This is a genomic window from Flavobacterium sinopsychrotolerans (genome assembly GCF_900110375.1).
GTDB classification, from domain to species: domain Bacteria; phylum Bacteroidota; class Bacteroidia; order Flavobacteriales; family Flavobacteriaceae; genus Flavobacterium; species Flavobacterium sinopsychrotolerans.
In genome coordinates, this window is record NZ_FODN01000006.1 from 1 (window position 1) to 15229 (window position 15229).

A 15229-nucleotide genomic window follows, 5' to 3' on the forward strand; every position below is an offset into this window, starting at 1 on the left:
ATCCGAAAAATCAACGAAATCCAACGAGGATGGTTAAACTATTTTCGGGGAACGAGTATTCAAGGAAAGTTACGAGATATTGATGGATGGTTGCGCAACCGACTGCGTTACTGCATTTGGACGGACTGGAAGAAACCCGAACGCAAAAGGAAAAACCTGATGCGATTAGGGATTGACAAAGACCACGCCTATGCTTGGAGCAGAACCAGAAAAGGAGGCTGGCGCATTGCCCAGAGTCCGATTCTAACCACCACAATAACCCTACTGCGACTTAAGAAGAAAGGCTATCAATCAATGTTGGAGATTTACATGGAACTCAACCCATCACTTTGCGAACCGCCGTATACGAGACCCGTACGTACGGTGGTGTGAGAGGCGCACTCCGTCAGTTTCTGGCGGAGCCGTCTACTCGATTAGCAGCTGGCTTTAGTTTTTCCAGTGAATTATTTTGTAACCACTAACTAACGAATCTTTAGTTAACTCAATTCTGAGTGTTTTAGTTTCAACAGGATCTATATTCCAACCGTAATCTTCCATTATTCCATAAGCAATTGTGTTTTCTTCTAAATCGGAATAATTTTCAGGTTTGCCAAGTAAATTCTCAAGCTCATTATATGACATTCCTTTGCGTAAATGATTGGACATTAAATCTTCAGCCATTTCTTCTCTATGCATATAAAAACCATCTATTTTTTTCCTCCATTTCGATTTGTCAAATTCGATTTCTTTATGTCCACAACTTAAAATTGTCAATAACAAAAATGAAATGTAAAATGGCTTAATAGTGTTTTTCATAGGATTTTTTCTGAGCTTGCTGCTAACGTCCCGCTACTACAGCGGGTTTGGGACTAAATTAAGCTCTATTTTCGGATTTGCCAAATCTTGCAAATACAAAACCAACTTCCCATTAATCCAATTGCCCAAATCCGTTGTAGTAGCTGTTAGTGGCTGGCTTTTATTCTTCAGACTCATATGCAGACTCATATTCAAGTTCAGGTTCAAGTTCAAGTTCAGGTTCATCATCGTATTCAGACTTGAATAGTTGGACTTCTGTAGAATTAATTATAATATCTATGTCTTGAATTATTTGTTCGTTAATTATTGGTGAGTTTTCAATCAAAGTTTTCAATCCATTATTAAGCCAATCTGAGTTCCAAATTTGAATAGTTTGGTCATTGACTTTCTTGCAAAGGGCTTCTTCGTAAACTTTTGGTCTATCAATTTTTATTGTCAAGCGTTGAAGCCATATTTTGATATGTCCTGTGTTTGGAATTTTTTCAAACTTGGTCATAATTGATTGTAAAATAGCGTCTCTTTTAGCTCCATCGTTTAAGAGTGATAATAGTTTACTTAAAATTGCAGAAGCGATTGGATATGTTCTTGGGTTTTTATACATTATGTCCACAAGAATGCTAATCAAAACTTGAATATTGTTTAATTTTGGTAAGCCTTTAATTCTGTTGTGAAATTTCCCTAAGGCTTTACTTAAACTACCTGAGTTAGGGAATTTTTCTGAAAGACTATGAATTAGAAACAAATGTTCTTGAATACTTTTACTTCCATTCTTCTGTGCAATCCAATAGATTTTATCGGGTTTTATTGAATCACGAATTACGTTATTAGAAACTAATGTTTTTTGTGCATTTAATCTCATACCAAGTTCTATTAAGATTTCTGTCAAGATTTTGGTAATTAATTCTGCGTCTTGTGGATTATTTGAAAATATTCGGTAGTCGTCTCTGTAACGAATAATATGATAATCTTGAATATTAGCTTGTTGAATTCTAATTGAAAGTTCGATGTCAGCATAGCCCAAAACCATTTCTGCAATAAAATCCATTAAAACACTTCCTTGTGGGATTCCATTTGTTTGTCCAAATGCCATATCACGAAGGTGTTTGTCGATAATATTCCCAATATTCCCATTTGGGTTTCTATTAGTTTTTGCTACTGGCTTTGTGTGAATAGCCCAAGGAATTGAATGAGTATAAATTGAACCGTAGCAGTCAGAAATGTCCGTATGTAAAACATATTCATATTCAAGGGCAAGTTCGATTGATTGTTGTTCTATCGTTTGCCACCATTGAGTTACAGTTGTTGCTTTATCAGATTGTGTTCCGTCAGATTCCAAAGGAATGCTATAGCATTTAATTTTTTGATTTGCAGCAAATTGTCCAAACCTCGCGACAATTAAATTCCAGTTGATTTCCTCCGTTATGTTGTGAACAAGTGAAACATACAATACTGGGTGAATTAATTGAAATGGTCGCCAAGCAAATTTTCCGTCCTTGTTGTTAAGTAACTTATAGTTTATGTCGTCAAAGTCACTTGGAAAAGGGTGTTTGGCTTCGGGTTTAGTTTTAGTATAGTTAGGTGGATTTAAATAAAAATCTTCAATTGGTTTACCAACTATTACAGTTGAAACGTCTGCTATTAGTTTTTGAAAAACGAAGTATTGAGGCAAGTCAAAGTTGAAATAGCTTTCTGCTTTTAAAAGATATTGTCTTGCTTCTGTATGATTAAGTTCTAATATTTGTTTCATCAATTGTAAATGTTGTTTGTCTGCGTTGTCGGCTCGGTAAGCTTGCCACTAACGTTTTGCTGCTTTGAGATGGCTGGAAGTTCGTAAACGCTCAGTTTTCGGCTTAACGAAAACTTGATGCGAAACGGCAATTCCACTAAACTCCAGCTATATCAAAACAGCTGTTGTATGCTGGCTTTATTGTTTTTTCCAATGTTCAATTTTGAAACTATTCTGCGTTGAATCTTTTGATATTTTTATTTTTAATGTTTTTACTTCCACGGGGTCAATATCCCAACCATAATCGGTCATCAATTCATAACTAATTGTTCTTTCAATTTCATCATTTAAGTTTTGCGGCGCTCCTAATAAACTTATTATTTTTTTGTATGTAGTGCCTTTTTTTAAATAATTTTCTGTTAAATCTCCAATCATTTCTTCACGATAAAGATAAAATCCATCTTCTCTTTCGTTCCATTTTATTTTGTCAAATTTTTGGCTTGAACCAACGCAGGAATTCATTAATGAAATCATTACAATTATAAAAAAAAATGCTAGTAAAATTAAACAGCCATTTTTCTTTTTTTTGTCGGAACTGCGTATGTTTTTAATATGGTCTTCGGCATTTTTTTCTGTCAAAAAATATCCTCGCCAAGCATTATCAGGAATAGAAAGCCACCAATTTTGCTTACAATTTTCACAAGTGTAAGTATAATGAAAATCATTTAAGTATTCGTGTTTTGAGTTAATAAGCTTAAGAAATTTCGCTTTTTGGTTTAAACTTTTTTCAAATGCGATAAAGTCTGATTCACTTTCAAATTTGAATATTTCTTTATCAAAACATTTTTCACACATATTCTTAAGGTGTTGATTTTCGGCAAGCTTGCATACAACGTTCCCGCGCTACAAGTAGTTTGGGACTAAATTAAGCCCTATTTTCGGATTTGCCAAATCTTCCAAATACAAAACCATATTTAAATTAAGCCAATTGCCCAAATTGCTTGTAGCGTGTGTTATGGTGTGTAGCTTGACGATGCTGAGCACGAAAGATTTGACATTCCAATTATCGATTCCAATTACCCAAAGTTTTCCGCTTTTCGATTTCCGTTCCAAATAGTTTCCGTTTTTGAACTTCAAACTTCAGTTAAACCTCAAAAAAAATCGACAAAAAAATTCCGCTTTCGGTTTTCCATAAAGCAGTTCACGTTTCTTTGTCCGCAACAATTAAGTCTCAGATTTCGGTTCGAATTTCAGTTCGAATTTCGGTTCAGATTTCGGTTCAGATTTCGGTTCAGATTTCGGTCGGCTCGGTTTCTGTTTCGTTATGTATTATTCGAACTAAAGTTTCTGATTAAAATCGACTGTTGATCGTCAACAGCTATACACCATAACTAGTATATAGGCGAAACAAACCTTCGTATATACACCCAAATATGGGTAGATTGGCGAAGGTTTGTTTCGCTTTATTCATTTTCAAATATATTAAAAAATTCTTACAAATCATCAAAGGGGCTTTTTATTTGTTGGATACTTTTGGTACTCACATGAGTATAAATTTCAGTTGTTTTACTACTGCTATGCCCCAATAATTCTTGAATATATCTTAAATCGGTACCACTTTCTAATAAATGTGTCGCGTAGCTGTGCCGCAACCAGTGCAAAGTAGCGGGTTTTTTAATTCCTGCTTTTTGCAAGGCTTGTTTTAAAACTAATTGTAAACTTCTAGAATCGTAAGGCATGCCTGCTGTTTGACCTTCAAATAAATAAGTAGTGGGTTTACACACTTTATAATATTGTCGCAACATATCTAGTATTTTAGGACTCAGAGGTACAATTCTATCTTTTTGACCTTTGGCATTTTTTAGTAGTACAATATTTCTTTGTGAGTCAATATGAACGGGCTGCAGTGCCAATAATTCGCCACAACGCAAACCACAACTATAAATCAACGAAAGCATTATCTTATGTTTGATATTGCTATGGGCATTCAAGATTAATTTTATTTCTTCTTTACTCAATACATTGGGTAATAGCTTGGCTCGTTTTGGTCGGTGTATTTTATCCACTTCAATTTTGGTTTCTCTTACTGTCATAAAAAACAGCTTTATAGCATTAACCGTTTGGTTCTGGTAGGAAGCCGAAAGGTGATTTTTTAAAATATAATCGTTATTGTATATAATCACATCTTCATTATTGATTTCAACAACGGCTTTTTCTCGATAGAAGATTAAGAACGATTTCAGAGCTTCGCTATAGGTACTAATAGTGCTTTCACTGTAACGCTTGGAACGCATCCATTGCTTGAATTTTTCAATTTGTATTATTGCTTCTGTCGAAGGGACTGAATTTGCCATAGGTTCGATGTTAAATCGTAGCCTGTTTTCTGGACTGTCCGGCAGATGCCAAACAGTTTTTTGCTGACTCCATCGTGCTCCTGCTATTTGCTTGATACGCGTAATCAAATCTTGATTTTTTTCAAAATAGACGGCAATTCTACTTTCGCTATTGTGTTTAATAAGTTTTGCTGACCAAGTCATATTGTGTTGATTTTGTTATTGAAAGATAGTGATTTTTTATAGACAGGGTAGTTTTGCTACTGGTGTTCATTTAGCATAACACTGTATTTGCGTGAGGGATTACTTCACTTTTTTGATATTTTTTATAGGAGTTCAGTGAACTTCGTTTATAACGGATAGCCCGACCTTGTTGCGACACTAAACTAAGTGATTTATACAATAGCACTGCAACTAGGTCACGCCCAAATTATAAGTAGTAGAATCACTATTTGTATTTGTATTTCGCTAATTTTAAACTATAAAAATAGTGGACTTTGCAAAAAACTTTGCGAACTTTGCAGTCAAATAAATGAATATGAAAATAAATCCAAAAAGCGGAATTGACAAGCTCATTTTCGGAATGAAACAAAATGATGTTACCGCAATTTACGGTAAACCAGACCGCAATTATAAGGATGAGGATGACAATGTGATTTTTGCCTACAACAAACTAAAAATGCGTTTGACGTTCTATGTCGAGGAAGATTTTAAATTGGGTTATATCGTAGCGTCTAGCCCTGAACTGGAAGTTTTTGGATATAAAATAATTAACAGAAAAATCAGTGACGTCAAAAAAGATTTGGCTGCTAAAGGAATTACTAAATTTACTCAGGAAGAGTTTGATACGTTCGAAAACTATTTCAACGAGGAAAACTGGATGATTTTTCAAACAGAATTTGATGAAGTGGTAAAATTTGAGATTGGTGCCATTATCAATCAGAAAGATGAATTTGACTGGAAATTTGGAAAGAAATAATTGAAACGTCGATAATGCTCAAAAGCGCATAAAAGCCGATTTCTATTCCTGTAATCACAGAGAATGAATTAAAAAATAAACCCGACAGATTTTGAAGTCTGTCGGGTTTCTTATTTGTGATTTTTTAATTTATTGTTTTGGAGTCGGTTGTTTTTCCAGCATTTCCAATTCGAAAACAAGTGTTGTATTAGGAGGAATAACACCACCGGCACCTCTTTCTCCATACGCTAGATTTGATGGGATGAAAACTACTGCTTTGTCGCCAAAAGCCATATTTTCCAGTCCTTCAATAAACCCTGGAATCATACCGTCTTTTTTTCCTGCTTCAAAAGGGAATGCTTGGTAGCCGTTTTGTGCGGCACGATTTGCGTCAAATTTGCCATAGGATTTATTCACTGCTTCATAACTGCTGTCAAATAGTGTTCCGTCCTCAAAATAACCGGCATAATGAAAATAGAATGACGTTCCGTTAGCAGGTTTTACTCCAGTTCCTTTTTCAATTATTTTGTACGCTAATCCAGACGGAGTAGTGGTTGCTGTGGCTTTAGTAGCGGCTAAATAGGCTTTTTTTGCAGCTACTACAGGACCGTATTTTTCAGTGTACGCTCTTTTGGCTTCGGCTTCAATTGCTGCTTTTTTTGCTTTGTTTTCAGCGTTGATTAAATCCTGTTTCTTTTGGTCTTCGGATTTATTGTTGAAATAATCAGCGAACACTTTTGGGGCATCAAATTTTTTGGCTAAAACGCCTTTTCTTACGATGGTAATTTTTGTGATTACATCGTTTTGTGCAATGGAGTTTACCACATTCATTCCTTCAGTAACGTGTCCAAAAACGGTGTGTTTTCCGTCTAACCAAGGCGTTTCTTTATGCGTAATGAAAAACTGGCTTCCATTGGTAGTGGGTCCGGAATTAGCCATAGAAAGGATTCCGGGTTTGTTGTGTTTCAAGTCGGTGAATTCATCCTTGAATGCATAACCAGGTCCACCAGAACCATTTCCGGAAGGATCTCCTCCTTGAATCATGAAGTCTTTGATGACACGGTGAAATTTTAAACCATCAAAGAACGGTTTTCCTTTTAGTTTGTCATCTGTGACAAAGGTGTTTTTTCCTTCGGCAAGTGCAATGAAGTTAGCCACTGTTACGGGTGTTTTTTTGTATTCTAATTCCAGTACAATATCTCCTTTGTTTGTAGCAATTGTAGCAAAAATCCCCTCGATTACCGCTGGACTTTTTAGCGCAGGCTTTGCTGGCGATTTTACAGTTGCTTTGATACTTGTTGCCGGTTTTTTGGCAGGAACGGATTTCTTGACCGTTTGAGAATGTACGTTGACCATTCCCAGAAATAATAAAAACAGAATTTTAAATTTCATGTTGTACTAATTTAAAGGCTTATTTTTTTAATATTATTGGGGCATTTTTTCTAATAACTCAATTTCAAAAATAATATTCGCATTGGGTGGTATTACTCCTCCAGCACCCGCTGCTCCATATCCTAAACGGGAAGGAATGAAAATTACGGCTTTGTCACCAAAAGATAATTGCTCCAGTCCTTCAATGAAACCAGGAATCATGCCATCTTTTTTGCCTGCTTGGAAAGGGATGGGTTGGTACCCGTTTTGTGCAGCTCTGTTTTCATCGTATTTGCCAAACGTTTTAGCCACATTTTCGACACTGGCATCAAATAATTCTCCGTCTTCCAGAAAACCGGCGTAATGAATGAAAATATTGGTGCCTTTGGCAGGTTTTTTACCACCGCTTTTTTGGGTAATCACGTATTGTAATCCAGTAGGCGTTTTTGTTGCTTTGGTTTTCAAATCAGTAAAATAAGCTACTTTTTGTTCGCGAACTTCTTTGTATTTTTCGTTGTATACTTTTTTGTTTTCGGCATCAACAGCTGCTTTTTTCTTTTGATTTTCAGATTCTACAGCGAAATAGTCGTTGAATATTTTTACAGCATTGAATTTCTTGGCCTCTTCACCATTTCGGATGATAGTTACTTTATTGATGTAATCATTTTGTTCAATTTTGTTTACTACTTCCATTCCATTTTCGACTACATGGCCAAAAATGGTGTGTTTTCCGTCTAGCCAAGGCGTTGCAAGATGCGTGATGAAAAATTGACTGCTGTTCGTTGTAGGTCCGTTATTGGCCATAGCCAAAACACCACCTTTATCAAATCTCAAATCAGAAAATTCATCTTTAAATTTATATCCGGTATCTCCAGAACCTGTTCCAAGGGGATCTCCGGTTTGTACCATAAAATCTTTGATAACTCTGTGGAATTTTAAGCCGTCAAAAAAGGGTTTGTTTTTAAGATTTTCATTGGTAACAAATTCATTTTTTCCTTCGGCCAAGGCTACATAATTTGCCACCGTGATCGGTGCTTTTTCAAAATCTAATTGTACAATGATTTCGCCTTTATTGGTTTCAATTTTAGCATATAAACCATCAGGAAGATTATTGTGTTCTTCTTTGCAAGAGTAAAATGAAGCAATTACCAGGAATACGAATAGAATCTTTTTTTTCATTTCTAAATTATTTTATTGAGTTATAGTATCTACGGTCTTGTTTATGATTGGGGCTGTTTGTTTGATAGGTGTTGGAACTGTTGGCACCACTTTTAGTTTTACCTCGTTTTCTTTTTTATATGCTGCTTCCGATTTAAAATCACGTAATGTCACGGTGCAAAGTAGCGGTTGATTGGTGCCAATTCTTTTTTCGTCACCATGATATCCATATCCCATGTGCGATGGGAAAAGAAAGTTTACTTTTTCATTTTTACGCATCAGCTTGATTCCGTCACGCAAGCCCATCATGATGTTTTGCTTGTCCACATAATATATTTGTGGTCTTAACTCTAATTCAGAATAGATCATATTGCCTTTTAAATCTTTGATTTCATAATCAAAAAAAGCAACGTCTCCTTTTTTTGGTGTTAGCGTATCAATTTCATTTCTTGTTTCGTAGGAATACCAATATCCTTTTTTGGATGCTAGGTATTTCATATTAGGATTACTTTTGATTACATCCTGGATTTGGGTTTCCTCGTTAGCAACTAATTTTTTGTTGCGTGCCACAGATTTTTTCATGAAGCTTCCTGATGCTTGAGAAATAGGTCTTCTGGCTTCCTGAGGTTGTTTGCAACTTGAAAAGAGGACAAACATAAAAAATATAATTGCGATTCCCGTGCTATTTTTCATAGGATTAGATGCTTAAATTGGTTACTAAATCTTCAAATTTCCGAATCGTTTCTTCCATCGAAACTTCTGATTTTCCTCCGGCAGCATTGCGATGTCCGCCACCATTAAAATAATCTCTTGCAAATTGATTGACATCAAAATCGCCTTGAGAGCGGAATGAAATCTTGATGATTTTTTCTTCTTTATTTTCGATAAATATAGCGGTAAATACAATCCCTTTGATACTTAGTCCGTAATTTACAATACCTTCCGTATCTCCTTTTACATAATCAAACGAATTCAATTCCTCTTGAGTCAGTGTGGTATAGGCTGTTTTATGTCCCGTTATCACTTTCATGTTTTGAAGTGCTCTTCCCAATATTTGTAATCGCCCAAAAGAACTGTTATCAAATAACAAGCTTGGAATTTCTGTGTTTTCAACGCCCAAATCAATTAATTCAGCCACAATTCTATGGGTTGTTCCAGTTGTTTTTGGGAAACGAAACGAACCCGAATCAGTTAGGATTCCTGTATAAATGCAAGTTCCGATAGTTTTGTCGATGTCTGCTTTTTTTCCAAGATGAGATATGAAGTTATAAAGCATTTCGCATGTTGATCCAAACGAGGTGTCAGAATAGGTTACCACAGCATAATCATCTGGTTTTTGATGATGGTCTATCATTACAAAAGGTGCGGTAAGCTTGGCTAAAACATGTTCCATTTCGCCGGTGCGATGCAAAGCATTAAAGTCTAATGTAAAAATAAGTTCTGCCTCTTCAAGAATTTTTGTGCAGTTTTGTTTGTCTTTTTCGAATATTTTAATGGTTTCAGAACCCGGCATCCACGCCAGGAAATCCGGAAATTCATTTGGAGAAACCACAACGGGATGATGCTTGTTTTTTAATAAAAAATGGTATAAACCCAGTGTAGAACCCATGGCGTCTCCGTCAGGGCCGCGGTGAGGGATTATGGCAATCTTTTTTGGAGTTGCTAATAACAACTGTATCGCTTGAATGTCTTGTATTTTCATAGTCTGCGAAATTACATTTTTTTAATGTAATGTTGAAATCATTTCTACAATTAACAAACTTTTAGAAGGTTATAAAAAGTCAGTATTTTTTCTTTTCAATTTTTGATACAAATGGTATTTTGCCCCTTTTACAATTTGAGCATTATAAATTCCCATAGACCCCGAAGAAAAGTAAGCAATACTGCATGCTAAACCAATGAAAATACCGCTTTGGATCCCGAAAAGTTCCATTCCCATAACCGTACAGGCAATAGGCGTATGGGTGGCTCCCGAAAAAACAGCTACAAATCCCATTCCTGCCAAAAGTGCTATTGGTAAGGGAACGATAAGGGATAAAGTACTTCCCAGAGTAGCGCCAATGAAGAATAATGGCGTGACTTCACCACCTTTAAATCCCGCTCCCAGCGTAAATCCTGTAAAAAGTATTTTCAGCAGGAAATCATAGGAAGCATTTGGGTTTGAAAACGCATCGACAATCATAGGAACGCCGAGACCAATGTATTTTGTGGTTCCAATAAAATATACGGCTAGTGCTATAAAACATCCTCCTACGAAAGGGCGAAGCGGGGGAAACGAAATGGTTTTTGAAAATAAATGACCCCAAAAATGAGTACTTCTAGAGAAAAGCATGGCGGCTAAGCCAAATAAAATACTCACGAGAACTATCCAGAACAAAGTGATGAAACTAATTTCTGGTACAAAAGGAATAGTATACTGCGTGTGATTTACGTGCCAAAGTTCCACGGTGAAATAAGCGATGTAAGCAACCAAAAAGGAAAGAAAAATGCTTTTGAAATTGATTTTACTAAAATAAACAACTTCTAAAGCGAATAATGCTCCGGCTAAAGGTGTTCCAAAAATAGAGGCAAATCCGGCGCTGATTCCTAAAATGAGTATTGTTTTTCTTTCGGAAGCGTCAAGTTGAAATAGTTTTGTAAACTGGTCTGCAATGGCGCCACCCATTTGCACGGCGGTTCCTTCTCGACCGGCAGAACCACCAAAAAGATGGGTGATTAAGGTACCAAAAAGCACCAAAGGAGCCATTTTTAACGGAATGATTTTTTGTGGATTTTCGTATTCTTCCAGCAATAAATTATTTCCTTTGACCACTGATTTTCCCCAATAATGATAGCCCAATCCTATAATCAAACCGCCTATTGGCAAAAGCCAAATGATCCAACTGTTATTTTCCCTTATTTGGGTAACCCACTCTAAAGCTACAAGGAAAAAAGCAGATGCCGATCCAGAAATAACACCGGTTAAAAAGCAGATGAAAATCCATTGGAGTAGCAGTGACGAATTTTTTTTAGTTTTCTCTAAATTCATTAGTAGAATGGGCAAAGTGTTTTTGCAAAAGTATTATAATCCTTCCTGAATTAATGGTTTTTCGGTGGCTATTGCGGTGATTTCAATTTCGACTAAATATTCAGGAGCAACCAGTTTGCTGATTTCATAAAAACCTGTAGTTGGTTTTATGTCTTTAAAAAATGTAGCATGTGCCTTGGCTACATCTTCAAATGTAGTAATGTCAGTAGTAAATATGCGGGTTCTGATGACGTCTTCCATGCTTACTTTTAAGTCTTCGAGAACCACTTGTACGCGTTCTAAAATGTTTACCGTTTGTGCATACGCATCATCCGCTTTTACTTTTTCGCCATCAACTATGGCTACCGTGCCGGATACTTCGATGGTGTTTCCTATTCGAACTGCTCTGCAATAGCCCATTTTGTCTTCCCAAGGAGAACCAGTCAATATGTTTTCTCTTTTCATTTTAGTAGTGTTTGTTTGTAGTTTTTAAATTTTGTTTAGTAATAAAAACGCGATTTTTGATATGGCATACTATTTGCAAGTTAGAAAAAAAAGTGAAATAAAAATACCGATTTTGGATTAAAAAAGTTCAAATTTTTCAGGGATATTTTAGCTGTTTTATTTTCTGAAATGTAATAAAATGTAGATTTGGGAGTTATAAATGAAAGTTAAATTACAGCTTGATTCTTGAATAAATACAATTGGTTTTTTATTTTTAAAATTTTACAAGCACTGATAAACTAATTTTAGAAAGTTATGAAAAGGATTTTATTTTTAATGATTACCATCAGCATGTCTTTGAGCGGATATGCCCAAAACGAATTTAGCTCTAAATTTAAAGCGATTCCACCTAAAGATAATGCCCCGAAAATAAAAAAGACAATTCCACCTAAAGCGGATATTCCACCTATTAATACCCCGAACGTATTTAAAAATCCTGAAATATTCAACCCAAAACCAAGTCCGTCGCTTCCTAGTACGTCAGCAACTAATTTTTCGATGACTCCGAAAAACGAGTTTATTAATCCCGGAGATGTTTATAAAGACAAATGGAATAAAAAAGAAGAAAATACAGATGGTGTTGTGTATAGAAAGAACCAAAATTTAGGTAATTTTCAAACGGGATCAGTTACCGCTAAGATAATGTATCGCGATGCAGCTTATGTTGATGGCGATAAGATTCGAGTATATTTAAATGATAAAGTAATAGAATATCAAGTGAACCTGGATAGTGACTTCAAGGGTTTTGAAATCGTGTTAGAAAAAGGCTTTAATAAAATAGATTTCGAAGCCTTAAATCAAGGAAGTTCGGGTCCTAATACTGCTGAATTTAAAGTGTATGATGATAAAGGTGGTTTGATATCAGCCAGTCAGTGGAATCTTGGAACTGGATTCAAAGCCACTATTATTTTGGTAAAAGAATAAAAACATACTTTATGAAAATAAGAAAACCGTTGAACATTCATTATATTCAACGGTTTTTTTATGATCAAGGACGTTTTGTCTAAAACGGATCTGCAGTAACTTGAAATTTCATATCTGATTTTACAGTAATGTCTTGGGTTAAGGATTCTTTAATAACTGCCTTAGCTCTTATTTTATAGGAAGGTGCCTTGATGTATTTGTCTAATTTTTGAGAGATACAAATTAGATTGATCGTATTTGAAGTGGAATTAATATCGTCTAAATAAGCCAATTCAATTTCATCATTTGCATCTGTTGAAATGTATAAGTGTATTGATTTTAAAAAGCGGAATGTTTTATCAGTTGGGTCAGTGATCGTTAATTTTAACGCTGTCAACTTTACATCTTTTACTAAATCAGCTTTTGTATTGTTGTTTTCAAATTCTTTACTTGAATTCGTGGTTATTTCGGGTGTTACTACTTCAAATAGAGCGCCAACTGGGAAAGCACTGTCAATTGTAAAAGAGGTTTCATTGTCAATTGTAAATGTCAACAGATCATCAATTATATTGCATGAAAAAAATAGTAATCCTAAAATTGCTATAGTTATGTATTTTCTTGTTCTCATTTTTATTGGTTTAAGTAGGATTGTACTATTTTTTGTCACAATGTCGTATGAATTGCAAAACTAACGTTTTATAGCCGTAATTAGTATTTAAATAAAAAAGCATTTTCTCTTTATTACCAAGAAAATCAATAATGGCGCTATAATAATGGAATACATTGTTATTTTTTATGAAGCAGACTTTATTTTTTATTGAAAAATTGGTTGGTGATAAAGCAAAAGTAGGATTTGGTCTTGAATAAAATTTAAATTAAATGTTTTTCAATTCAAAATATAAAAAGTATTTTTGCGCATGCAACACAACGTACTTATTTTAGATTTCGGATCGCAATACACACAGCTTATTGCGCGTAGAGTTCGCGAATTAAATATATTCTGCGAAATCTTCCCTTACAATCATTTTCCGAGTGATTTATCAAGTTATAAAGCAGTAATTCTTGGTGGTAGTCCATTTTCTGTTCGTTCAGAGGATGCTCCCCATCCTGATTTATCACAAATCAGAGGAAAATTGCCTTTGCTGGCAGTTTGTTACGGAGCACAATATTTAGCCCATTTTAGTGGTGGGGAAGTAGCAGCATCCAATACCAGAGAATACGGTAGAGCTAATTTGACCTTTATTAAAGAAAACGAAACTTTTTTTGAAGACGTTTCTGAAAACAGTCAGGTTTGGATGAGTCATAGTGATAGTGTTAAAGCTTTACCTACCAATGGCGTGAAATTAGCAAGTACACATGATGTAGAATTTGCCGCATATAAAATTGAAGGCGAAACTACTTATGGTATTCAATATCATCCAGAAGTTTTTCACTCTACAGATGGAAAACAAATGCTGGAAAATTTTTTAGTAAAAATTGCTGAAGTACCTCAGACCTTTACTCCAAATGCTTTTGTAGCTGATATGGTTGCTGAGCTAAAAGAAAAATTACAAGACGATAAAGTTGTTCTTGGTCTTTCTGGTGGAGTTGATTCGACTGTAGCGGCAGTTTTATTGAACCAAGCGATAGGAGAGAATCTGTATTGTATTTTTGTAAATAATGGATTGCTTCGTAAAAATGAATTCCAAAGTGTATTAGATCAATACAAAGGAATGGGATTGAATGTGAAAGGTGTAGATGCCGGTGACCGTTTTTTATCTGAATTAGCAGGTGTCAGTGACCCGGAAACCAAACGTAAGATTATTGGACGTGTATTTATCGAAGTTTTTGATGATGAATCACACCTTATAAAAGATGTAAAATGGTTGGCTCAAGGGACCATATATCCGGATGTAATTGAATCTGTTTCTGTCAAAGGACCGTCAGCTACTATTAAATCGCATCATAATGTAGGAGGCCTGCCTGATTACATGAAATTAAAAATTGTAGAGCCACTTCGTATGCTTTTCAAAGATGAGGTACGCAGAGTAGGAGCTTCATTGGGAATAGATCCTGAATTATTAGGACGACACCCTTTTCCTGGACCTGGATTGTCAATCCGTATTTTAGGAGATATAACGCCGGAAAAAGTACGTATTTTGCAAGAGGTAGATGCTGTTTTTATTGACGGATTAAAATCTTGGGGATTATACGATAAAGTTTGGCAAGCCGGCGCTATTTTGCTTCCGGTAAATAGTGTAGGTGTGATGGGTGATGAACGTACTTATGAAAAAGTGATCGCACTTCGTGCCGTAGAATCTACTGATGGTATGACTGCGGATTGGGTACATTTGCCTTATGATTTCTTGATGAAAATTTCTAATGATATCATCAATAAAGTAAAAGGAGTGAACAGAGTAGTGTATGATATCAGTTCAAAACCACCTGCTACAATAGAATGGGAATAATATCGTTTTTTAACATTAAGTCATTAC

Annotated in this window: 15 protein-coding genes; 4 read left to right on the forward strand and 11 right to left on the reverse strand. The window is 35.3% G+C overall.

Annotated elements, in window-relative coordinates; genetic code table 11:
- Nucleotides 1-372 (forward strand): group II intron maturase-specific domain-containing protein (locus BMX64_RS11075; protein WP_317614719.1); only part of this gene is annotated, 372 nt, incomplete at its 5' end.
- Between the two features lie 54 nt (nt 373-426).
- Here the strand turns inward: BMX64_RS11075 and BMX64_RS11080 are convergent.
- The 4 genes from BMX64_RS11080 to BMX64_RS11100 form a co-directional block, all read right to left on the reverse strand.
- Nucleotides 427-795, reverse strand: coding sequence for a hypothetical protein (locus BMX64_RS11080; protein WP_091171833.1), 369 nt, complete (start codon nt 793-795; stop codon nt 427-429).
- 160 nt (nt 796-955) lie between these two features.
- A complete protein-coding gene (locus BMX64_RS11085; protein ID WP_091171835.1) occupies nt 956-2542 on the reverse strand; it encodes an RNA-directed DNA polymerase in 1587 nt (528 codons plus the stop codon).
- Nucleotides 2543-2719: 177 nt separating this feature from the next.
- Nucleotides 2720-3376 carry a hypothetical protein gene (locus tag BMX64_RS11090; protein WP_091171837.1) on the reverse strand — a complete coding sequence of 219 codons (657 nt, stop codon included), beginning with the start codon at nt 3374-3376 and terminating at the stop codon, nt 2720-2722.
- A 638-nt stretch (nt 3377-4014) separates the two neighbouring features.
- On the reverse strand, nt 4015-5058 hold the full coding sequence (locus tag BMX64_RS11100; RefSeq protein ID WP_091171841.1) for a tyrosine-type recombinase/integrase: 1044 nt from the start codon (nt 5056-5058) through the stop codon (nt 4015-4017).
- Nucleotides 5059-5392: 334 nt separating this feature from the next.
- Between BMX64_RS11100 and BMX64_RS11105 the strand changes: the two genes are divergently transcribed.
- Nucleotides 5393-5833 carry a hypothetical protein gene (locus BMX64_RS11105; protein ID WP_091172189.1) on the forward strand — a complete coding sequence of 147 codons (441 nt, stop codon included), beginning with the start codon at nt 5393-5395 and terminating at the stop codon, nt 5831-5833.
- A 129-nt stretch (nt 5834-5962) separates the two neighbouring features.
- Here the strand turns inward: BMX64_RS11105 and BMX64_RS11110 are convergent, their stop codons facing one another.
- The 6 genes from BMX64_RS11110 to BMX64_RS11135 form a co-directional block, all read right to left on the reverse strand.
- Nucleotides 5963-7204: a peptidylprolyl isomerase gene (locus BMX64_RS11110; protein WP_091171843.1), complete on the reverse strand. Its 1242-nt coding sequence runs from the start codon at nt 7202-7204 to the stop codon at nt 5963-5965.
- A gap of 33 nt (nt 7205-7237) precedes the next feature.
- Nucleotides 7238-8362, reverse strand: a complete 1125-nt coding sequence (locus tag BMX64_RS11115) for a peptidylprolyl isomerase (RefSeq protein WP_091171845.1) — start codon at nt 8360-8362, stop codon at nt 7238-7240.
- Between the two features lie 12 nt (nt 8363-8374).
- Nucleotides 8375-9034 (reverse strand): gliding motility-associated peptidyl-prolyl isomerase GldI, encoded by a 660-nt coding sequence (gldI, locus tag BMX64_RS11120; protein ID WP_091171847.1) that lies wholly within the window; start codon nt 9032-9034, stop codon nt 8375-8377.
- A gap of 4 nt (nt 9035-9038) precedes the next feature.
- On the reverse strand, nt 9039-10043 hold the full coding sequence (locus BMX64_RS11125; protein ID WP_091171849.1) for a DHH family phosphoesterase: 1005 nt from the start codon (nt 10041-10043) through the stop codon (nt 9039-9041).
- Between the two features lie 69 nt (nt 10044-10112).
- The gene (locus tag BMX64_RS11130; protein ID WP_091171851.1) at nt 10113-11369 is read right to left on the reverse strand and encodes a voltage-gated chloride channel family protein; all 1257 of its coding nucleotides are present in this window, start codon (nt 11367-11369) and stop codon (nt 10113-10115) included.
- A 33-nt stretch (nt 11370-11402) separates the two neighbouring features.
- On the reverse strand, nt 11403-11813 hold the full coding sequence (locus BMX64_RS11135) for a RidA family protein (RefSeq protein WP_091171853.1): 411 nt from the start codon (nt 11811-11813) through the stop codon (nt 11403-11405).
- A gap of 294 nt (nt 11814-12107) precedes the next feature.
- Here BMX64_RS11135 and BMX64_RS11140 point away from each other — a divergent pair, with 294 nt between their 5' ends.
- Nucleotides 12108-12776, forward strand: coding sequence for a hypothetical protein (locus tag BMX64_RS11140; RefSeq protein WP_091171855.1), 669 nt, complete (start codon nt 12108-12110; stop codon nt 12774-12776).
- Between the two features lie 79 nt (nt 12777-12855).
- On the opposite strand, the gene BMX64_RS11145 is transcribed toward BMX64_RS11140, so the two are convergent.
- Complete coding sequence (locus BMX64_RS11145) at nt 12856-13383, reverse strand: hypothetical protein (protein WP_091172191.1); 528 nt, start codon at nt 13381-13383, stop codon at nt 12856-12858.
- Between the two features lie 289 nt (nt 13384-13672).
- Here BMX64_RS11145 and guaA point away from each other — a divergent pair, with 289 nt between their 5' ends.
- Nucleotides 13673-15202: a glutamine-hydrolyzing GMP synthase gene (guaA, locus tag BMX64_RS11150; protein WP_091171857.1), complete on the forward strand. Its 1530-nt coding sequence runs from the start codon at nt 13673-13675 to the stop codon at nt 15200-15202.
- Nucleotides 15203-15229: the final 27 nt, after the last annotated feature.